Origin of the sequence: Phocaeicola plebeius (assembly GCF_003437535.1) — a bacterium.
GTDB lineage: Bacteria > Bacteroidota > Bacteroidia > Bacteroidales > Bacteroidaceae > Phocaeicola > Phocaeicola plebeius_A.
In genome coordinates, this window is sequence record NZ_QSQT01000043.1 from 1 (window position 1) to 22796 (window position 22796).

At 47.4% G+C, this 22796-nt stretch carries 16 protein-coding genes; 8 read left to right on the forward strand and 8 right to left on the reverse strand.

All coding sequences use genetic code 11. The features are described from left to right. Positions 1-158: 158 nt before the first annotated feature. From DXD04_RS15245 to ilvD, 7 genes are all read right to left on the reverse strand, one after another. Positions 159-683 (reverse strand): nitroreductase, encoded by a 525-nt coding sequence (locus tag DXD04_RS15245; protein WP_117674036.1) that lies wholly within the window; start codon positions 681-683, stop codon positions 159-161. Between the two features lie 53 nt (positions 684-736). Continuing rightward, positions 737-3610: a golvesin C-terminal-like domain-containing protein gene (locus DXD04_RS15250; RefSeq protein WP_259296153.1), complete on the reverse strand. Its 2874-nt coding sequence runs from the start codon at positions 3608-3610 to the stop codon at positions 737-739. Positions 3611-3736: 126 nt separating this feature from the next. Beyond that, positions 3737-4780, reverse strand: coding sequence for a ketol-acid reductoisomerase (ilvC, locus tag DXD04_RS15255; protein ID WP_007562578.1), 1044 nt, complete (start codon positions 4778-4780; stop codon positions 3737-3739). A 54-nt stretch (positions 4781-4834) separates the two neighbouring features. Continuing rightward, complete coding sequence (locus tag DXD04_RS15260; protein WP_007562576.1) at positions 4835-5581, reverse strand: acyl-[acyl-carrier-protein] thioesterase; 747 nt, start codon at positions 5579-5581, stop codon at positions 4835-4837. 3 nt (positions 5582-5584) lie between these two features. Further along, positions 5585-6142 (reverse strand): acetolactate synthase small subunit, encoded by a 558-nt coding sequence (gene ilvN / locus DXD04_RS15265; RefSeq protein WP_007562574.1) that lies wholly within the window; start codon positions 6140-6142, stop codon positions 5585-5587. 19 nt (positions 6143-6161) lie between these two features. After that, on the reverse strand, positions 6162-7859 hold the full coding sequence (ilvB, locus tag DXD04_RS15270; protein WP_117674038.1) for a biosynthetic-type acetolactate synthase large subunit: 1698 nt from the start codon (positions 7857-7859) through the stop codon (positions 6162-6164). Positions 7860-7869: 10 nt separating this feature from the next. After that, positions 7870-9672 carry a dihydroxy-acid dehydratase gene (gene ilvD / locus DXD04_RS15275; protein ID WP_117674039.1) on the reverse strand — a complete coding sequence of 601 codons (1803 nt, stop codon included), beginning with the start codon at positions 9670-9672 and terminating at the stop codon, positions 7870-7872. A gap of 578 nt (positions 9673-10250) precedes the next feature. On the opposite strand from ilvD, the gene DXD04_RS15280 reads away from it, so the two are divergent. Then, positions 10251-11960, forward strand: coding sequence for a Gfo/Idh/MocA family oxidoreductase (locus tag DXD04_RS15280; RefSeq protein WP_117674040.1), 1710 nt, complete (start codon positions 10251-10253; stop codon positions 11958-11960). Between the two features lie 878 nt (positions 11961-12838). On the opposite strand, the gene DXD04_RS15285 is transcribed toward DXD04_RS15280, so the two are convergent. Then, positions 12839-14584, reverse strand: coding sequence for a phospho-sugar mutase (locus DXD04_RS15285; RefSeq protein ID WP_040313114.1), 1746 nt, complete (start codon positions 14582-14584; stop codon positions 12839-12841). A 168-nt stretch (positions 14585-14752) separates the two neighbouring features. Between DXD04_RS15285 and DXD04_RS15290 the strand changes: the two genes are divergently transcribed. The 7 genes from DXD04_RS15290 to DXD04_RS15320 all read left to right on the forward strand — a co-directional run bounded on the left by DXD04_RS15290 (position 14753) and on the right by DXD04_RS15320 (position 22733). Beyond that, complete coding sequence (locus DXD04_RS15290; RefSeq protein WP_117674041.1) at positions 14753-16414, forward strand: M23 family metallopeptidase; 1662 nt, start codon at positions 14753-14755, stop codon at positions 16412-16414. Positions 16415-16456: 42 nt separating this feature from the next. Then, the gene (locus DXD04_RS15295; protein ID WP_117674042.1) at positions 16457-18106 is read left to right on the forward strand and encodes a C69 family dipeptidase; all 1650 of its coding nucleotides are present in this window, start codon (positions 16457-16459) and stop codon (positions 18104-18106) included. Positions 18107-18197: 91 nt separating this feature from the next. Then, positions 18198-19196 carry a PhoH family protein gene (locus DXD04_RS15300; RefSeq protein WP_007562399.1) on the forward strand — a complete coding sequence of 333 codons (999 nt, stop codon included), beginning with the start codon at positions 18198-18200 and terminating at the stop codon, positions 19194-19196. 41 nt (positions 19197-19237) lie between these two features. After that, positions 19238-20185, forward strand: coding sequence for a phosphoribosylaminoimidazolesuccinocarboxamide synthase (locus DXD04_RS15305; protein WP_007562397.1), 948 nt, complete (start codon positions 19238-19240; stop codon positions 20183-20185). A 78-nt stretch (positions 20186-20263) separates the two neighbouring features. Continuing rightward, entirely contained in the window at positions 20264-21004 is a 741-nt protein-coding gene (gene ubiE, locus DXD04_RS15310) for a bifunctional demethylmenaquinone methyltransferase/2-methoxy-6-polyprenyl-1,4-benzoquinol methylase UbiE (RefSeq protein ID WP_022052889.1), read from the forward strand. A gap of 18 nt (positions 21005-21022) precedes the next feature. Further along, positions 21023-21766 (forward strand): shikimate dehydrogenase family protein, encoded by a 744-nt coding sequence (locus tag DXD04_RS15315; RefSeq protein WP_117674043.1) that lies wholly within the window; start codon positions 21023-21025, stop codon positions 21764-21766. A gap of 13 nt (positions 21767-21779) precedes the next feature. Next, complete coding sequence (locus DXD04_RS15320; protein ID WP_117674044.1) at positions 21780-22733, forward strand: alpha/beta hydrolase; 954 nt, start codon at positions 21780-21782, stop codon at positions 22731-22733. Positions 22734-22796: the final 63 nt, after the last annotated feature.

Here is a 22796-nt window from a genome sequence, read left to right on the forward strand (position 1 = left end):
GTCAGGAATTAATCTTCAAACTGACAACTATTTTCAGTACACTTCAAACGCTTCGACGTTTGAAACCAAACGCAAGGACGTTTTAGGGAAAACGCAAGGGCGTTTAAAAGCAAACGCAAGGACATTTTGAGTGAAACGTCCTTGCGTTTTTTTATGCCTTATTTTATTACCCGGAAATATTCCGGTTTGCGGGGTTTCGCCGGAGCCGACTCTCCATCAGGATAACCCAAAGAAAGGGCACCGATTCCCATCAATCCTTCCGGAAGGCCCCACTCTTCCATCAACTGCTTGCCTTCTTCCGTAGCAAACATTTCCCGTTCGCGGTGAATCCAGCAGCTACCCAGTCCCAGCGCATGAGCGGCCAGCATCATATTTTCGAGTACGCAACTGCCGTCTTGCACCGGATTGTTGGCCAGCGAGGGCGCAAACACCAGCACGTAGGTAGGCGCATCGTAATAAGGGTTCGAAGTCACTCCCATAATCTTGGCATTCATTTTTGCCAGCCGGGCAAGCACTTCCTTCTTCTGCACTGCCACAATGTAGGGCGACTGCATGCCGCGTGAGGTCGGCGCATAAGTACCGGCTTCGAGTACGGCTTTCAACTCTTCATCCGTAATCTGCTCCGGTTTATACTTGCGGCAGCTACGACGTGTTTCAATTACTTTCAAAAAATCATTTTCCATATTGTCACTCTTGTTTTTATTCTTAATATTACATTCCTTTTTTATAATCTGCCCTACCGCCGTTTTTTGGACAACAGGGTTTGTACAATAGTCTGCATAAGGTAAGTGCGAACGTCTGCATTCTCCACACATTCCAAAGGGAATCCCAACACAAAAGTACGATAATCTTCTCCACGATAAACCGTACCGCTACCGTAATTTCCATTGGTATAGGCAAACGCAGAGTAAGCTCCTTCCACCGGCATCACACACTCCATGGATGGAACAGCGTAAATGCTTTCATTAGCTCCGCCCTGAATACGGAAACTTGTACCGGCTCCCTTCACCGGAGCGGAAGAAAGGTTACTGAAACGACCTCCGTACGTGCATTTCAACACATTCTTGCCGAAATCGTCTTTCTGCAAATTCTCTCCCCACTTCGAACCGCTGACCAGCAAACGGCCTCCCTGACGGCAATAACCGGCCAGTGCTTCTCGCATGGAAGCAGAAAAGGTCTTGGCATCGGCACCACAAATCAAATCGACCATGTCATAGTGAGTTAAATCGGTACTTCCACTTTCCAGGGTTTCATCGCTGCATGACACGAACGAATAGCGTCCGGCACGCTGAATGGCCTTGCCATGTACGAATACATAATCACGGGTATTGCCTGCAATCAGTCTTCCTTCCAAGACATCATCACTTACTCCCAGCCCGTCGCCCGTTTCCAGTCCGGCTTTGTCGCGGTTGAATCCCTGCTGGTATCCGCAATAAGCAGGTGTCTGTCCGTCAGGAATGCCCGGATCGGCTTTCAGGTCGAACCCTTGCAACAAAGCAGAGTTGACTTCTGCCGGTCCCGACGTGGCATCGAATCCGTTGACGATGAGCAGGGTACCTTTGCTTCTCTTGGCTTTATAGGCAGACAGGATCTCGGAAGGGAAACTCTCTCCTCCCCGGTTCACAGCCGTCACCTTGAAGCTGTAAGTCAGTCCCGGCTCCACTTTCACCGTATATTCCGGCTTGCGCACATACACCCCATTATCGAATCCGCCATAACCGACACGAGTATAGACGATGTATCCCTGAGGCTTGGCAGTGGGTTCCATCACATCTTCCACCGGATTCCAGTTCAGCGTAAAGGTATTTTTCTTCTTTCCTTCACGGATGGCAAAGTGATTTACCGGAAGCGGCTGCACCACATAGTCCGTACCGTGCATGGTAGAGAGAAACTTCAGCACGGACTTATACACGGAGCGTCCCACCGTAAACTTGAAATCCGGATTATGCCCCCACTTCATATCGGCAAAATTCTGGTGTGAGAGTAATTCCAGAATCATGGAAGGCACAGCCGGCAGACGGGTTTCACTGTAGTTCCGGTTCCACATGCTTCGTCTGGCCCACTGCACGCCAAAACGGGAAGAGATATCACGCTGCAATCCAGTCAGTACCATGTCAGTCAAGTCGCGCGAAGCATAACGGGATACCCCACTGTTCAACTTTCCGTCATTGAAATCTGTGGTATAGATACCCAGCGAACCCACCAGTTCATCATCAGTCTTGAATCCGGCATCACTGTGCAAACCCAGAGTCATTTCAAACGGTACCTTCAATCCTTCTTCTGTCGGATTGTATACCGAACCGCCACTCAGGTAATTCACCGTCAGCGAGCGGGCATTGATGTCGTCCGTATAATCATTCTTTCCTTCACTCTTGCTGTATACCGGATAAGGCATTCCGGCCCACTGTGCCCAGTAGCGCGCTCCTTCCAGGTAACGGGGTACTCCGCTCACTTGTCCGCCCCTCACAATGTTTCCCATACCGCCACCAAAACGGACCGCATCGGCACAAACTACTCCTTTTTGGGAACTTTCGTTACTCAACACCACCATGCCGTAGTCGTTCCGTCCTTTATCGAATTCAAAGGTACCCAGATATACCCAGGTTCCTCCTCCCATCTGCTGGTTGACCTTAAATTCCGTCACCCCGCCGTTATGGAACACCAGGTACTTGGCATCCGACACACTCTCCGGCAGGGTCTGATAACTTACGTACACTGCGTATTTTCCTTTCTCGGGAATATCAGGAATCCACTCGGCAAAGGCTTTTTCAGGCTGCCCCTGAGTAGGAATAAAGCGGGCGGTACCGTCTGTAAACGGGTTATAGTTGTCGGGATACTGCTGGTATTTCTGGGCAAAACCCGGTTTATCGGTATCCTGCCAGCGGTATTTTTTATCTTCCACTTCCAGATAATGACTGCCTTTTGTGCAGGTATTGTTGTCCACAATCACTTCATAACGCTGCCAGTCGCGCTCACGTGGCGTAAAGACTACTGCCCCGGCATTCTCCAGCATCGGAATCAGGTAAGGCACCACGAACGACTGCGTAAACAGGTCTTCCGTAGTACAGAACAGTCTGGGCCGCTGCCAGCGCCACTCATTCCGCTCGTTCCGGTACACCTTGCCATGGCTTTGCCACAAGGCTATATGCCGTCCCTCCAGTCCCCGGCTGATTTCATACGGACGTGACACATTTGTCACCCACGGATTTCCCTTCGCCTCCAGCTTGCCATACAGACGCGTCTTGTCCTGTTTCTTGCGGTACGCATTAGGCACCAGGTCTTCAATGAGCTTACCGTCGGCATACACCTGCAAGGTATAATAATTCACCGGTCCTGGTAGCGACTGCTTCAACAAACGGTAGATAGCCGACACGTTTTCTTCCGTAAACGGCTGATAGCCAAAAGCCGGATTGGCATATACACGCAATACCTTCTTCTCATGCTCCACCTCAAAACGTTCCAGCTTGCACTTACCGATACGGGCATACGAAGTCTCATAACTGGTAAAAAAATCTTTCAGACGTTGCTCTGTGGTCTGTTCCAGACTTTGTCCGGACACCGCCCCTGCCAGGCAAAGAAAGCCTGACAGCAAAATAGCAAATTTATTCATATACATTTTATAGGGTTGCCACAAAGGTACAAAATATCACAGACTCTTGTTCATCCAAATAAAAAAAGCCGTCCGGCATCTTTCGGATACCGGACGGCCAATGCATTTATTTTCGACTGACTTTTATCAGTTGTTTTCCGGACGAAGTTTACGTACGGTTACTGCAGTCTGCCACATTTCGCTTTCACGCAATGCTTTCAATTCTGCATTCAGTTTTTCACGATAGTCAGGCTGAGAGTTGCTGTCGATAGAAATCTGAGCTTCGTTTCCTGACTTCACGCTCTGATACAATTTCTGTACAACCGGTTTGATAGCATCGTGGAACGGGCCCATCCAGTCAAGTGCACCGCGCTGTGCAGTAGTAGAGCAGTTAGCATACATCCAGTCCATACCGTTCTTAGCAAACAGCGGCATCAATGACTGAGTCAGCTCTTCAACTGTTTCATTGAATGCTTCCGACGGAGTATGTCCGTTTTCACGAAGTACTTCATACTGTGCCAGCAGCAATCCTTGAATAGCTCCCATCAAAGAACCACGTTCACCAGTCAAGTCAGAAGTAGCTTCACGCTGGAAAGTAGTTTCAAACAAATAACCTGAACCGATACCGATACCCAATGCGATGGTACGTTCGTATGCCTTACCCGTAGCATCCTGGTAAATAGCATAAGAAGAGTTCAAGCCACGGCCTTCCAGGAACATGGTACGCAAAGAAGTACCTGAACCCTTCGGAGCCACCATGATTACATCTACATCTGTCGGAGGAACTACGCCTGTACGGTCATTCCAAGTGATGGCGAAACCATGAGAGAAATACAGTGCTTTTCCTGCAGTCAGACAAGGTTTGATAGTAGGCCATACAGAAATCACAGCTGCATCCGACAACAAACACATAATTATAGTAGCTTTCTGGCAAGCTTCTTCAATGCTGAACAAAGTTTCTCCCGGTACCCATCCGTCAGCCACAGCTTTGTCGTAGGTCTTACCCTGACGCTGTCCGACAATGACGTTGAAACCGTTGTCACGCAGGTTCAAAGACTGGCCCGGTCCCTGTACACCGTAACCGATAACAGCAATGGTTTCGTCTTTCAATACTTCACGTGCTTTTTCCAATGGAAACTCTTCGCGGGTCATTACATTTTCAATAACTCCGCCAAAATTCATTTGTGCCATAATTTTCTTACAATCTTTTTACGCAGCCTGAAGCTGCTAGTTGTTAGTATAATGTTAATCTCTAAAAATCACTTTACTCCGGACTACGACCTCCGAGCCGTTTTTCTTCACCTCTACATCGTATTCGTTTTCGCCTGTCTGCTCCCGATAGAAGCTCAAGGTATCTCCGTAATAACTTTCAGCCACATAGGCCATCTCAAACCTACGGATACGCTTTTCACGGAACATTTCCATAGGGAACAAATCCAGAATATGCTCGATGTACTTGATGCTGTTCACGTGGCCGTTCAAGTCAATGTCACTGTATTTCACCTGACATTCGCCCACCAGCTCCGGATGACTCACCTTGATGCGTCCGGGTTTGTCAATCGGACAGTCCTTCACGCATACATAGTCAACTATCGACCCGCCGTGCAATGTCAGCAAATCGGCCGGCTTGCGGGTTTCCATACTGATCATGGCCCATATCGAACGGGCATAACCGATGGCTTTTCCGTCTTTATCCAGGATGGCAAAATTTCGGTCCGTAAACAGACGGTACACATTTTCCACCCACGTCTGTATGGAGAAACTTTCGTATGCGCGAGGCATATCCTCCAGTTCTATTGCCAGTCGGGAAAGTACCCACGTGTAATGATTCTCATTCAGCGTGGCAATACCAAATCCTCTGTCGGCTGCATGAAACCCGGCGCAGTTCAGCAAATGGTTGCCCAATACGCCCATAGTCAGCCGTTCCATAAAATCCACATGAAACGGTTCGGCTACAAACCGGTAAGTTCCAACTTTACTGTCCTCTGTCATATCTCAATCCTTTTGATTCTGATACCGTTCTTCGCGGTGTGCCAGGTACTCATTCACCCGTTCAAAGCAACTTGTCGAAACGGCAATACGCCCGGAGCGTACAAACTGCAACACACAGTTCAGCTGTTTCAGCTCCTGATACAACGACGTGATGTCATCGCTCATTCCCACCATTTCCACGATTGAAAAAGTAGGATTCACCTCTACGATATGAGCACTGTAACGACGAATCACCTTCGAAGCTTCCGGATTGGCCTGAAACTCCGGAGTAGCAACCTTGTACATGGCTACTTCACGCTGGAAAATCTCCTTATCCGTGAAATAATGCGCCTGAATCACGTCTATCTTCTTCTCGATTTGTGTCACCACCTTATCAATTACATCTGGAGTAGTCCAGCAAGTAATGGTGTATTTATGCACTCCCTTTATGGAAGAAGCCGACACATTCAGACTTTCAATGTTTATCTGACGACGGGTAAACACAGCCGTAATCTGATTCAATATACCGGCAATGTTTTCCGAATGAACGATGATTGTATATAAAGTCTTGTTGCTATTCATAATTCACCTCCTTCTCCTCTCAACATTCCATTAACATATAGTTGACCGAACTTCCCGGAGGAGTTATCGGCAACACGTTTCCTTCTTCTACCACACAAACCTCCAACAGGAAAGGACCGTCGGTCGACAACATTTCCTGAATGCCGTCGTTCAGTTCCTCACGGCTCATCACTCTTCGTGAAGCAATTCCATAAGCCGAAGCAATCTGCATGTAATCCGGATTCATCATCGGAGTAAAGGAGTAGCGACGATTGAAGAACATAGCCTGCCACTGACGTACATTACCCAGGTAATTGTTGTTCATCAATATAATCTTAACCGGAGACTTCTGTTCCATCACCGTGCCCAGTTCCTGCATGGTCATCTGCAAACCTCCATCACCCATAAAGGCACACACCGTACGGTCCGGACGACCGAATGTCGCACCAATGGCAGCCGGAAGACAGAAACCCATGGTTCCCATACCACCGGAAGTAACGATACTGCGAGGTTTCGTGAATTTGAAGTAACGGCAAGCCATCATCTGGTTCTGACCTACATCGGTCACCAGAATCGCTTCATTATGGGTAGCTTCGCTGACTGCATTCACCACTTCACCCATATTAATGGGGCCTTCTTTCGGAAATACTTCTTTTTCGATTACCTGATTGAATTCCTTCTCCTCGTATGGTTTGAAGCTTGCAATCCATTCCTCGTGTTTCTGCGGCTGAATCAGTTCAGTAAGTAAAGACAAAGTGCGTTTGCAGTTTCCGAGCACCGGTACATCTACCACCACATTCTTTCCGATTTCCGAAGGGTCCACATCTAAATGAATTATTTTGGCCTGTTTGGCGTAGGTTTCCAATTTTCCCGTCACACGGTCATCGAAACGCATACCTACGGCAATCAGCACATCACATTCGTTGGTCTTCACATTCGGGCCTAAATTACCGTGCATACCCAGCATACCTTTATTCAGGCGGTGATTGCTTGGCAAAGCCGACAAACCCAGCAAGGTACATCCACACGGGATGTCTGCCTTTTCTACAAAGTTCAGCAACTCTTTCTGGGCATTACCTAATTCTACTCCCTGGCCAACCAGCACCAACGGACGTTTGGCCGCATTGATTAAGGCAACCGCCTCAGCCACTGCCGTAGAATCAGTTTCAGGATCCGGATCATAACTGCGAATGAAATCAACGTTTACCGGCTCATAATCCGTCATGTCCACCTGTGCATTCTTGGCAAAATCGAGCACCACCGGTCCCGGACGTCCGCTACGTGCAATATAGAACGCACGAGCCACAGCCCAAGCCACATCCTCCGCACGGCGAATCTGGTAGCTCCATTTGGAAATCGGCTGCGTCACGCCCACCAAGTCAACTTCCTGAAAGGCATCCGTACCCAGCAATCCGGCTCCCACCTGACCGGCAATCACCACAATCGGTGTACTGTCAATCATGGCATCGGCTATTCCTGTAATGGTATTAGTAGCCCCCGGACCACTTGTCACCAGGCAAACACCCACTTCTCCCGATACACGGGCAAAACCTTGAGCCGCATGTGCAGCCCCTTGTTCATGACGAACCAGAATGTGATTCAATCTGTCGCGATGGTCATACAACGCATCAAATACCGGCATGATAGCCCCTCCCGGATAACCGAAAAGCGTCTTCACGCCTTCATGCTCCAAAGAGCGCATCAATGCTTCCGAACCTGATATTTTTTCTTTACTCATAAGCCTCTCTTTATTCTACGATTCTCACTCCACCTTTATCTGCTGAGCTCACCATGCTGGCGTATGCCTTCAGTGCCTTCGAAACTTTCCGGTCGCGTGTCACCGGTGTCATCGGGCGCTGAGCCAGTTCTTCATCTGAGAGCTTCACATTGATAGAGCGGTTAGGAATATCTATTTCAATGATGTCACCATCTACAATCTTACCGATGTTACCTCCGGCAGCTGCTTCCGGAGAAATATGTCCGATACTCAGTCCGGAAGTTCCTCCACTGAAACGTCCGTCGGTAATCAGCGCACATTCTTTACCTAAATGTTTGGATTTAATATAAGAGGTAGGATACAGCATCTCCTGCATACCCGGACCACCTTTCGGACCTTCGTGAGTAATGACTACTACATCGCCGCTCACAACCTTACCCCCCAAGATTCCCTCGCAGGCAGCTTCCTGTGAATCGAACACCTTGGCTGGTCCAGAGAACTTCCAGATGCTTTCATCTACTCCGGCTGTTTTTACCACACAGCCATCCTGTGCGATATTTCCTTTCAATACAGCCAAGCCACCATCCTTGCTGTACGCATGCTGCAAGTCGCGGATGCATCCGTTGGCACGGTCGGTATCCAGTTCCTTATAAGTGGAATTCTGTGCGCCTAACTGAATGCAGAACTTACCGCCCGGCGCACTCGAATAAATGCGCTGTGCCTCTGCATCGACTTCCGGTACACAAACTGCATATTTTGCAATAGCTTCCGCCAGTGTCGTACCGTCTACACGGCGAACCGTAGTATCCAGCAGTCCGCCCTTGGCCAGCTCACCCAGAATGTTCAGAATACCTCCGGCACGGTTCACATCCTGAATATGGTACTTCTGTGTATTGGGAGCCACCTTGCAAAGACAAGGCACCCGGCGTGACAACATATCAATGTCGTCCATCTTGAAATCCACCTCCGCTTCGTGAGCTACGGCCAGCAGGTGAAGCACCGTATTGGTAGAACCACCCATGGCAATATCGAGCGTCATGGCATTCAGGAAAGCCTGACGAGTGGCGATACTGCGTGGCAGCACACTGTCGTCTCCTTCCTCATAATATTTATACGCATTCTTTACAATCAATGCGGCTGCATCCTTGAACAACTGCTTACGGTTGGCATGAGTAGCCAAGATGGTACCATTTCCCGGAAGTGCCAGACCGATAGCCTCATTCAGGCAGTTCATAGAGTTGGCAGTAAACATACCTGAGCAGCTTCCGCACCCCGGACAAGCATGACGTTCAATTTCAGCTACGTCTTCATCGCTCACCGTCGAATCGGCCGACTTAATCATGGCATCAATCAAATCCAGATGTTGTCCGCCCCACTCTCCGGCCTCCATCGGTCCACCAGACACGAACACAGTCGGAATATTCAGACGCATGGACGCCATCAGCATCCCCGGGGTAATTTTGTCACAGTTGGAAATACATACCATCGCATCTGCCTTGTGTGCATTCACCATATATTCTATGCTGTCGGCGATGATGTCGCGCGAAGGCAAAGAATACAACATCCCGTCATGCCCCATCGCGATTCCGTCGTCGATGGCAATGGTATTAAATTCTGCCGCAAAGCATCCCAGCTTCTCAATTTCTGCCTTGACCTGCTGACCGATTTCATGCAGGTGAGTATGCCCCGGTACAAATTGTGTAAAAGAATTCACGATGGCGATAATCGGTTTTCCCATCATTTCCTTTTTCATTCCATTGGCCACCCACAATGCTCTGGCACCTGCCATGCGGCGCCCTTCCGTGCTCATCGAACTACGTAACTGATGTTTCATTTTCCTCACTCTTTAATTAAAAAGCCTCTCTCATCGTCTGGTGAGAAAGGCTTTCCATATTATCACAACTGCATGATTACATACACGAAACCTTCTCACCTCTTGGTGCCACGACCACGACGCGAATAATATGCAGGACTGCCAGGTTTACCAATGTATTCAGTGTAATCATATCTGTCTTCTCTCGTTTTTTGTTTACAGATGCAAAGGTAAAGGGTTTTTTGTAACACGCAAATAAAATGACACTTTTTTTTCAAATAAATTATTATTCGTAAGAAAGTCCGCATTTTTGTTGTCAGTTTATCATCTTTATATTTTCATATTCAACGCATAAATTTAGGCAGATTCATCTCTGTAAAACTTCTGAATCTAAGTCTTTTCATCCTATTGTTCTTCCCCACCCCAACGTCTATTTATTTAAGAATATATCTTGATATACCTTATTTTATTTCATTTAAAGATTCCAATTCTTATTCTTTTTTAATATCTACGCGTTTTTTAGAAAAAACATTTGGATATTGATGTTTTTTTATATCTTTGCCACCAATTAAAATTCAACTTTAAAAACAACTAAAGCTATGAAACATTTTGGAAAAATGATTGTTGGTGCTTGCACCGTTTTAACCTTAACTTGTACACCTGCCCAACTGCTTGCTCAAAGCCTTTCACCTTCCACTCAGTGGGAATGGAATAAAGGTACCATCGTAATAAAATCCCCGGAACGTCCAGCCGGACAGGAGTCTGTCATCGGTCTGACTGTACCTAAAATGAACGTTGTACGCGTAGGTTTCGTAGGACTGGGAATGCGTGGTCCGGGAGCAGTGGAACGTTTTACTCACATTGCCGGAACTAAAATCGTAGCTTTGTGTGACTATGAAAAAGAACGTGCAGAAAAATGCCAGAAATACCTGCAGAAAGCTTGTCTTCCTGAAGCAGCTGTGTATTCAGGTGCAGAAGGATATAAAGCGCTCTGCGAACGCGAAGACATTGACCTGGTATACATTGCAGCCGACTGGGATCACCACTTCCCGATTGCCAAGTATGCCATGGAGCATGGAAAGAACGTAGCCATCGAAGTTCCTTCGGCTATGAATCTGGAACAGTGCTGGGAACTTATCAACCTGTCTGAAACTACTCGCAAGCACTGCATGATTCTGGAAAACTGCTGCTATGACTGGTTCGAAATGAACACCCTGAACATGGCACAGCAGGGAGTATTCGGAGAAGTACTCCGCGCACAAGGAGCTTACATCCACAACTTGGATGATTTCTGGCCTTACTACTGGAAAAACGGAAAAGAAGACAAACTGGGATGGCGCTTGCGTTACAACAAGGAAAACCGTGGCGACGTATACGCTACTCACGGCCTTGGCCCTGTAGCTCAGGCATTGAATATTCACCGTGGTGACCGTATGGCTACCCTGGTAGCAATGGATACAAAATCGGTACACGGAAAAGCATTGGTAGAAAAAGCAACCGGCGAACCTTGCGATGAATTCCGTAACGGTGACCACACTACTACACTTATCCGTACAGAAAACGGTAAAGTAATCGAAATCCAGCACAACGTAATGAATCCTCAGCCTTACAACCGTCTGTATCAGCTGACAGGAACAAAAGGATTCGCTAATAAATATCCGGTAGAAGGCTATGCCGTAGACGCTGATCAGATGAAAGCTTCTGGCGTACAGCCGAAAGTAGACAACCTGAGTTCTCACTCATTCCTTCCGGAAAAAGAAATGGAAGCACTGGTCAACAAATACCAGCATCCTATCTTGAAGAAATACGGTGAAATGGCAAAAGAAGTAGGTGGACACGGTGGTATGGACTTCATCATGGACAGCCGTATGGTATACTGTCTGCAGAACGGTCTGCCATTGGATATGGACGTATACGACTTGGCTGAATGGTGTGCATTGGCCGAACTGGGAGCTATCTCTATGGACAACGGATGTGCAGCTGTAGCCTTCCCCGACTTTACTCGCGGACACTGGAACGACGTGAAAGGCTTCCACCATGCATTTGCTACTCCGGAAGATGAAGCCGCTGCCGAACTGGCTGCTGAAACTGCTACCCTTTCACTCAAAGCACAGGGTATGAAAGAATGGTTGGCAAAATCAAAGAAAGCTGAAGTATCAAAAGAAGAAGCTGAAGCACGCGTAAAACAACTTTCTGATCAGCTGGAAAAGACTCAGAAGAAAGCTAACGGTGCAGAAAGCAAGGAACTGAAAGATGCAGTAAAACAAGCAGAAAAGATGCTGAAACAAGCTCAGAAAATGCTGAAATAATCATATTTTACCAAAGGTATTAGTTCCTATATACCTAAAACTAAAAGGCCGGTCCCAATTTTGAGAATCCGGCCTTTTTCTTTATCTGACACCAGGCATTTTCGGACTGCTCCATCCTGTTTAAATTCGAATATATAGATAAACCTTAGAGTTCCCACAATATTTCTCCATAGAAATGCATCTGTCATTTTGTTCATTTTTTCTTCTCCAAGAAAGAAAATTCAACCCTCAGGGTTTATCCTTGTATGTACCTGCGAAGGAGAATGAGTTTAGAAAAATCAAGAAGAAATAGGATGTTACGCAAGAAAAGACAGGAGAAACCAACAAAGATATTTTATCCGCAAAAAGGGAATAAATAATTAAAACAAACGTCATTTAGTCACTTTAAAAATTTTTCTATTCCCGCTTGAAATAGAAAATAAAGTCCTCAAAAGTCTTCATTTTAAGGTCCGCGAAAAAGACATAAGTGCGTTTGTTCCAAAACTCCTAAGAGTTTTCAGAAAAACGCAAGGACGTTTTAGGCAAAACTCCTTTGCGTTTGACTCCGAACGCCAAAGCGATTTTTCCGGATTTTCATTTTTCATTCTCCCGTAACGACCGTTCCATTCCTCTTCTACCCCTCTACAGACAGCTGTAGCACAGGTAAGATTTTCAATTCCCAAAAGGCAGATGCACGGATAGAACATTTTGTCTAAAACTACGGTTAGCAGATTTTTCGAATTCAATACTTTTTGTCAGCAATTACCCACAAAGAACAAGCATTTTAACAAAAAAAAGAAATGTCATTCCCAAAGCAAGAAAGACTCCTGAAAGCCTTTGCGGGAATGACATTCCTTATTTCAATCTATCTTTGGCGGCGCACTCACACGCCCGGCATCTTAAATACCCAAAGATTTCTTCACTGCATCTACTTTTTCTTTTGCATCAGCTACGGCACCTGCATAGCACTTCGGACAGTGCATTTCGCCCTTGATTTCCATGTAGAACTTAATCTTAGGTTCTGTTCCGGAAGGACGTACAGAAACTTTTGTACCATCGGCTGTAAAGAACTGAAGTACGTTTGATGTTTCCGGCATATCCAGGTCTGTAGCTTTTCCAGTATTGTCGGTAGCCTTCAACGTCTTGTAGTCTTTCACCAGTACTACTTCCGAACCACCTAATTCTTTCGGCGGGCATGCACGGAAGTTGTCCATCATGGCCTTGATTTCGTCAGCACCTGTCTTACCCGGTTTCACTACGTTGACTGTTACTTCCAGTGAGAAGCCATATTCTACGTAGATTTCCATCAGCACGTCATACAAGGTCTTGCCCTGGTCTTTAGCCCATGCACAGATTTCAGCCAGCAATGAACATGCAGAAACGGCATCTTTATCACGTACGAAGTCTTCTGCCAAGAATCCGTAGCTTTCTTCACCGCCACCGATGTACTGTTCCTGACCTTCGCGCAGACGGATTTCACGGGCAATCCATTTGAAGCCGGTGTAGCAGTCAAGCATCTTGATATGGTTCTTGTCAGCTACCTTCTTAATCAGTTCCGTAGTAACGATGGTCTTCACGATGAATTCGTTGCCTTTCATCTTGCCCATAGCGATACGGTTCTTGATGATGTAGTACAAGAAAATCAAGCAAGTCTGGTTACCGTTAATCAATACCCATTCGCCCTTGCTGTCCTTGCAAGCCATACCTACACGGTCAGCATCCGGGTCGGAAGCCATCACGATGTCGGCATCGATTTCTTTTGCCAGCTTGATGGCCAATGTCAGTGCTTCTGCATTTTCCGGGTTCGGAGATACCACTGTAGGGAAGTCACCGCTCTTCACCATCTGTTCGGCTACGCAATGTACGTTTTCAAAGCCCCACAACTTGAGTGACTGCGGAATCAGTGTCATTCCGGTACCGTGAATCGGAGTGTACACAATCTTCAGGTCTTTCTGACGCTGGATTACTTCCGGGTCGATAGACAATGTGTGTACCTGACGCAGGTATTCGTCGTCAATTTCCTTGCCTACAATCTGAATCAGTTCTTTATTGCCCTGGAACTTGATTTCGCTTACGCTGGTAATCTTGTTCACTTCGTCGATGATACCTTTATCGTGTGGAGCCAGCACCTGTGCACCGTCTTCCCAGTATGCCTTGTAACCGTTGTATTCTTTCGGGTTGTGAGAAGCAGTGATATTGATACCGCTCTGGCAGCCCAGGTGACGGATAGCAAATGACATTTCCGGAGTAGGACGCATATCTTCGAACAAATATACCTTGATGCCGTTGGCAGTAAAGATGTCGGCAGAAATTTCTGCAAACTTACGGCTGTTGTTACGGCAGTCGTGACCTACCACTACTGAAATGTCTTTCTTTCCGGCAAAGCATTTGTTCAGGTAGTTAGCCAAGCCCTGAGTAGCAGCACCTACTGTATAGATGTTCATTCTATTGGAACCAGCTCCCATGATACCACGCAAACCACCTGTTCCGAATTCCAGGTCTTTGTAAAACGCATCAATCAAATCGGTCTTATCCGGATTTTCAAGCATGGCTTTTACTTCGGCCTGTGTTTCGGCATCGTATGCTGCGGTCAACCACGTTTGAGCCTTCTCTGTACACTGTTTAATTAATTCATTGTTTTCCATGATTATAATGTTTAATAAATAATAAATCGTTCTATAAGAGACAGACAAAAATAAAAGATTCAAAGAAATTATCCTAATAAAAACCTTCGTATTTTTTAGAGTCAATCCAAAAAGATTGTAGCTTCAGGATTTCTTAATATCTTTGTAACCGCTTAACAAATACGAAAAATGAGACAAAAAATGATACTGGCACTGGTTTTGGGAGGAATGCTGTCTGCCCAGGCCCAGCACGTCCAGGAGAGCAAGTTCTGCTCTCCTTTTGATTTTCCGATTCTGCTCAGTGCCAATTTTGGAGAACTTCGTCCGAACCATTTTCACAACGGACTGGACATCAAGACGCAAGGCGTTACAGGTAAACCGATTCACTGCATTGCCGACGGTTATGTGTCGCGCGTGGCAGTGCTGCACGGAGGATACGGACAGGCCATTTACGTGACGCATCCCAACGGACTGACTTCGGTGTATGGACACGTGATTTCCTTCGCAAAAAATATACAAGCTTACGTACGCCAATATCAGTATGCGCATGAAACGTTTGTGTGCGACCTGAAATTCCAGCCCGGACAATTCCCGGTGAAAAAGGGAGACATCATTGCCCTAAGCGGTAATGAAGGGGCTTCGGCCGGACCTCACCTGCACCTGGAGCTGCGACGCACTGAAACGGGGGAATACATTGACCCGATGCCGTATTTCAAGCATCTGCTGAAAGACAGCAAGGCACCTGTAGGCAGCCTCATCGGTATTTATCCCATACAGGGGAAAGGGGTGGTCAACGGGTCCAGCCATAAGAAACTCCTCGCTATCGGCAACCTGAAACAGCCTGTACACGCTTGGGGAGAGATTTATACTGGCATCAGCGCCAAAGATTACATGGACGGTACGTCGAATTTCTACGGGGTGCACTCGGTTACGCTGTATGTAGACTCTGTGCAGGTATTCAACAGCACAACCGACAAGGTACTACCCGATGAAAACCGGATGATCAACGGCTTTACCGACTATGAGGAACTGACCCGCACCCGCCGGCTCATTATGCGTTCTTACAAGCTTCCGGGCAACCGGCTGCGACTGCTGCACCCCAACGAGAACCGGGGAGCTGTGACCATCGACGAGGAAAGGGATTATCACTTCCGGTATGTACTGGAAGACAACTTTGGAAATCGCAGGACCTATCAATTTATCGTAAAGGGTAAACGGCAGGATATTTCTGAATACAAGCCGGAAGCCAATGAAATGCTATATTGGAACCGGACCAACGTCATTCAGAAACCGGGTATGGAACTGGTGGTGCCACGCTATTATGTGTACGAGGATGTTCCGCTCCGCACGGACATGCGGGGAGACAGTTCACACATCGCCTTTGACTACATACTGGATGCCGGACGAACACCCATTCACAGCTACTGCGACTTGTCCATCGGCCTGCGCCACATGCCCGTGGCCGACACCACGAAATACTACATCGTGCAGAAAGCCGGAAAATGGCGAAGTTCCATGGGAGGAAAATACGCCAACGGATGGATAAAGACACGCGTACGCTCACTCGGCACCTTCTCTGTGGACGTGGATACCATTGCCCCGCAAATCACTCCTATCGGTCAGGGCGGATGGCGCACCAGCCGAAATATCCGTTTCCGGATAAAGGATATGGAATCGGGCATCGGAAGCTACAAGGTATACATCGACGGCAAGTTCGTATTGTTTGGCCTGAAAAAAGGCATTTTAGTGATTCAGAACCCGGAGAAAGTAAAGAAAGGGGTATCGCACAAACTGGAAGTGACGGTAACCGACCAATGCGGAAACATGACACGCAAAGAATACAAATTTTAAAACCGCCTTTTATTTTTAAATCATAAAAAACAATCTGTTCGTATGAAAATGAAAAGATTACTGCTGGCTGTCCTTCTGCTGACAGCATACATGGCCAACGGATGGGCATGTACAAACTTCATCGTAGGAAAGAAGGCTTCGGCCGACGGTTCCGTCATCGTTTCTTACTCTGCCGATTCTTACGGTATGTTCGGCTATCTGTGCCATTTCCCGGCTGCACAGCATGCTCCGGGCACCATGCGCGACATCTACGACTGGGATTCGGGCAAATACCTCGGTAAAATCAAGGAAGCCAAACAGACGTACAATGTCATCGGCAACATGAACGAATTTCAGGTTACTATCGGAGAAACGACTTTCGGCGGACGTCCGGAACTGGTGGACAGCACCGGCATCATGGACTACGGAAGCCTGATTTACGTGGCACTGCAACGTTCACGCACCGCCAAGGAAGCCATCAAGGTGATGACTGACTTAGTGAAGGAATACGGTTATTACAGCAGCGGTGAGTCTTTCTCCATTGCCGACCCGAACGAAGCATGGATTATGGAAATGATTGGTAAGGGACCGGGCGTGAAAGGAGCCGTATGGGTGGCTGTACGCATTCCGGACGACTGCATTGCCGCACATGCCAACCAGAGCCGCATCCATAAATTTGACATGAACGACAAGGAAAACTGTCTGTACTCGCCCGATGTCATTTCATTTGCCCGTGAGAAAGGTTATTTCAGTGGGGTAAACAAGGATTTCAGCTTTGCCGATGCCTATTGCCCGCTCGACTTTAGCGGCCTGCGTTTCTGCGAAGCACGTGTATGGAGTTTCTACAACATGTTCAGCAAATCAACCGGACAGTCTTACCTTTCTTACATTCAAGGTGACAGCAAGGAACCGATGCCTTTGTACGTAAAACCTGACAACAAGGTTTCTGTTCGCGACATCCAGCACGCCATGCGTGACCACTACGAAGGTACGGCCCTCGACATTACAAAAGACATGGGAGCCGGCTGCTTCCAGATGCCTTACCGTCTGTCTCCGCTGACGTTCAACGTTGACGGTCAGGAATATTTCAACGAACGCCCCATCTCTACTCAGCAGAGTGCGTTCGTATTCGTATCGCAGATGCGCTCTACCCTGCCCGACGCCATCGGTGGTGTGCTCTGGTTCGGACTGGACGATGCCAACATGACGGTGTTCACTCCGGTGTACTGCAACACAGACAAGGTACCTTATCCGTATCAGCAGGAGAACGGCGACTGCGTAACTTTCTCATGGGACTCTGCTTTCTGGATCTACAACTGGGTGGCCGACATGATTCGTCCGCGCTACAACCTGATGGTGGAAGACATGCGCACCGTACAGAATACGCTGGAAGATACCTATGCACAATCGCAGGAAGGCATTGAAAGTGCAGCCTTGAAACTGTATCAGCAGAATCCGGCCAAGGCAAAAGAATACCTGACCAACTATACCCACATGACGGCTCAGACTGCTGTAGACAGCTGGAAGAAGTTGGGAGAATTTTTGATTGTACGCTACAACGACGGTGCGGTAAAACGCATGCAGAACGGACAGCTGCAACGTCCGAAAACAGGAAACACAGCTCCGCTGGACCGTCCGGGATACAGCAAGGAATTCTTGCAGGAACTGGTAAAAGCAACCGGCGAACGCTATAAAATGAAAGAGTTGAAGTAGGATATTTTTCTGCTGCTTTCTCATTCTACAATCAAAAGTTATGATTATTTTTGCAAAAAATAAAGCATATAAGCGAATCAGAACAAGCTAAATGATAGAGAAACATATTGTACTCGAAGATATCGACCCGGTAATCTTCTACGGCCCCAACAACGCCCACATACAAATGATCAAGGCCCTGTTCCCGAAACTGAGAATAGTGGCACGCGGCAATGTCATCAAGGTCATGGGAGATGAGGAGGAAATGTGTGCCTTCGAAGAAGCCGTTCTTGCACTGGAAAAATATTGCGTGCAATATAACTCGCTCAATGAGGAAACGATTCTCGACATCGTAAAAGGCAATGCGCCTAAAACGGAAAAGGCGGGAAACGCCATCGTGTTCAGTGTGACGGGTAAGCCCATCATCCCCAGAAGCGAGAACCAGCTGAAACTAGTGCAGGAGTTTGAAAAGAATGACATGATTTTTGCTATCGGTCCTGCCGGTTCAGGTAAGACCTATACCGCCATAGCACTGGCAGTACGGGCGCTGAAGAACAAGGAAATCAAAAAAATCATCCTGAGCCGCCCTGCCGTGGAAGCGGGCGAGAAATTGGGTTTCCTGCCAGGCGACATGAAGGATAAAATCGACCCTTACCTACAACCGCTGTACGATGCCTTGCAGGACATGATTCCGGCCGCCAAGCTGAAGGAATACATGGAGCTGAATGTCATACAGATTGCCCCACTGGCTTTCATGCGTGGACGTACGCTGAATGATGCCGTAGTTATTCTGGACGAAGCCCAGAACACGACTACCCAGCAAATCAAGATGTTTCTCACCCGTATGGGTATGAACACCAAAATGATTGTCACGGGAGACATGACACAGATTGACCTTCCCGCTTCGCAGACTTCCGGACTCGTGCAGGCCATCAAGATTCTGAAAGGAGTGAAGGGCATCAGCTTCATCGAACTGAACAAGAAAGACATCGTACGCCATAAACTGGTGACACGCATCGTGGAGGCTTACGAAAAATTCGAGGAGAAAGAGAAAGCAGAAAGAAAAACTACGCGTACGGCTAAAGAACCGGAAAAAACGCCGCAGGCATAAACCATAAATGAATTCTATTCATTACTAAACATAACAAGACAATGAGTAAAGCATTAACAAAAACAGACTTTCACTTTCCTGGACAGAAAAGTGTGTATCATGGAAAAGTACGTGATGTGTATAACATCAATGACGAAAAGTTGGTAATGGTTGCTACCGACCGTATCTCGGCGTTCGACGTCGTATTGCCGGAAGGTATCCCTTATAAAGGACAGATGCTGAACCAGATTGCAGCCAAATTCCTGGATGCAACTACTGACATCTGCCCGAACTGGAAACTGGCTACTCCCGACCCGATGGTAACAGTGGGCGTAATGTGCCAGGGATTTCCTGTAGAAATGATTGTACGCGGTTACTTGTGCGGAAGTGCATGGCGTGCTTACAAGAGCGGTGTACGCGAAATCTGCGGTGTGCGTCTGCCGGAAGGCATGAGAGAAAACGAAAAGTTCCCTCACCCGATTATCACTCCGACTACCAAGGCTGAAATGGGATTGCACGACGAGGATATCTCTAAAGAAGAAATCCTGGCGAAAGGTCTGGCTACTCCTGAAGAATATGCCACACTGGAAAAATATACATTAGCTTTGTTCGAACGCGGTACTCAGATGGCTGCTGAACGCGGCTTGATTCTGGTGGATACCAAATATGAATTCGGAAAGCACAACGGTGAAATCTACCTGATGGACGAAATCCATACTCCGGACTCCAGCCGTTATTTCTATTCTGAAGGTTACCAGGAACGCTTCGAAAAAGAAGAACCGCAGAAACAGTTGTCTAAAGAATTCGTACGCGAATGGCTGATGGCCAACGGATTCCAGGGTAAGGAAGGACAGCAGGTCCCTGAAATGACTCCGGCTATCGTAGAATCTATCAGCGACCGCTACATTGAACTGTACGAACACATCACTGGCGAAAGCTTCGTGAAGGGTGAAACAGAAGACCTGACCAAACGTATCGAAAAGAACGTAACAGATTATTTGACTCTTTAATATCCCTATCTCCCTTTAAGGCGGCACGTGCTGCCTTAAAGGGAGATTCAAAATTTATCCCATCCTAATATTTTTCGCATGTCTCACTATCCACAAGAAAAAATCAAGCCATACAATGAAGATGAGGGCAAGGCTGCTCAGGTAGAGAAAATGTTCGACCATATCGCCCCGGCCTACGACAACCTGAACCACCTGATGTCATGGGGAATCGACAAAAGCTGGAGAAAAAAGGCCATCCGCCTGCTGAAGCCCTATCACCCGCAACGCATCATGGACGTGGCTACCGGAACGGGAGACTTTGCCATTCAGGCCTGCCAGATGCTGCAACCTGCCGAACTGATTGGTACGGACATTTCGGAAGGCATGATGAACGTAGGACGGGAAAAAGTAAAACAGCTGGGACTGGACAAGCAGATTTCTTTTGCAAAAGAGGACTGTACGGCTTTGTCGTTCCCAGACAACCGGTTCGATGCCATTACCGTGGCATTCGGTATCCGTAATTTTGAACACTTGGACCTCGGCCTGAAAGAAATGTACAGGGTACTGGTTCCCGGAGGACATCTGGTCATCCTGGAACTGTCGGAACCGGAACATTTCCCTATGAAACAAGGATATGCAGTTTACTCTAAGGTGGTGATACCTGCACTGGGAAGACTGCTGTCGAAAGACCGTAGTGCCTATACTTATCTTCCTGAATCCATCAAGGCTTTCCCCCAAGGAGAAATCATGCAGGAAATTATCCGGAAAGCCGGCTTCAGCCAGGTAGAATTCAAGCGCCTGACAATGGGCACTTGCACACTCTATTTCGCTACCAAATAACTAAAATCTTTGAACCTTATGAAAATATTTGGCTTAATCGGCTATCCGCTCGGACACTCATTCTCCAGAAATTTTTTCAATGAGAAGTTCCATTCCGAGAATATTGATGCCGAATATGTGAACTTTGAAATTCCAAGCATTGATGAACTTCCGCACATCATTCAGGCAAATCCTTCGCTTGCAGGACTGAATGTGACTATCCCTTACAAAGAGAAAGTTATTTCCTATCTGGACGAACTGGATAAGGATGCACGCGAAATCGGAGCGGTGAACGTAATTAAAGTGGAACACACCAAGGGAGGCACCAAACTGAAAGGATACAATTCGGACATTATCGGATTTGTGCGTTCCATCGAAGCGCTGCTGGAACCTTATCACAAGAAGGCATTGATCCTGGGTACCGGAGGAGCGTCCAAAGCCATTCATCAAGGATTGAAGCAACTGGGACTGGAGGTGCTGTTCGTTTCACGCAACAAGCACAATGACATGACCATTACTTACGAAGAAATTACACCTGAAATCATGCAAGAATACAAGGTGATTGTCAACTGCACACCGGTGGGTATGTATCCGAAAGCGGATGAATGTCCGAATATTCCGTATGAACTGCTGACTCCCCAGCACTTGCTGTATGACTTGCTGTACAACCCCAACACCACGCTTTTCATGAAAAAAGGCAGCGACCAGGGAGCCATTGTAAAAAATGGACTGGAAATGCTCCTGCTACAGGCATTCGGGGCTTGGGACATCTGGAACAGCTAAACATTTATCCTACATGACACTGAAGAAAAAAATTGGCTGGACAGCAGGAATTCTGCTTGTACTGATAGTGGGGATTTGCATAGGAGGAAGCCTTTACCTGATAGACTTTTCACTCCGCCCGGAAAACCGGGGAAAGAATATGGAGGAATCTGAAGCGTTCATGCGAACTGAATATCCGCAGATTGTCCCCTGGCTGGACAGCCTGCAACAGCACCATGCCTTGCGGGATACGTTTATCACCGCACCGGACGGCATCCGGATGCATGCGTTTTATGCACGTGCTTCTCGCCCTACCCGACGTACTGCCATCATCGTACACGGATATACGGACAATGCCATCCGCATGTTCCACATCGGCTACCTCTATAACCAGTCGCTGGATTACAACATTCTGCTGCCGGACCTGCGTTACACGGGACTGACGGAAGGAGATGCCATACAGATGGGCTGGCTTGACAGAAAGGACGTGTTGCAATGGATTGATACAGCTCCGGCTCTGTTTGGCGACTCGCTGAAGGCGGTGGTTCACGGTATTTCGATGGGGGCTGCCACCACAATGATGGTGTCGGGAGAAAAAACGCCTGAATACATCACCTGTTTCGTAGAAGACTGTGGCTATACCAGCGTGTGGGACCAGTTCAGCAAAGAGTTGAAAGGTCTTTTCGGACTTCCCCCCTTCCCGTTGCTCTACACGGCCAGCTGGATTTGCCAGCTCCAGAACGGATGGAACTTTCAGGAAGCGTCTGCCCTCTCGCAAGTGGCTCGCTGTACGAAGCCCATGCTCTTCATCCATGGCGACAACGATGATTTTGTACCCACATGGATGGTGCACAAGGTATATGCCGCCAAGCCTTCTCCCAAGGAAATCTGGATTACAGAAGGCGTAGACCACGCACATTCTTACAAATTGTATCCGGATGAGTACACAGAAAAGGTAAAAGCGTTTACTGACAAATATGTTCGCTAAAACTGATAAAATAAAGAGGCTGTCTCAAAATGAAGTGACCCCAAAAAGTTGGACAAGTTAAAC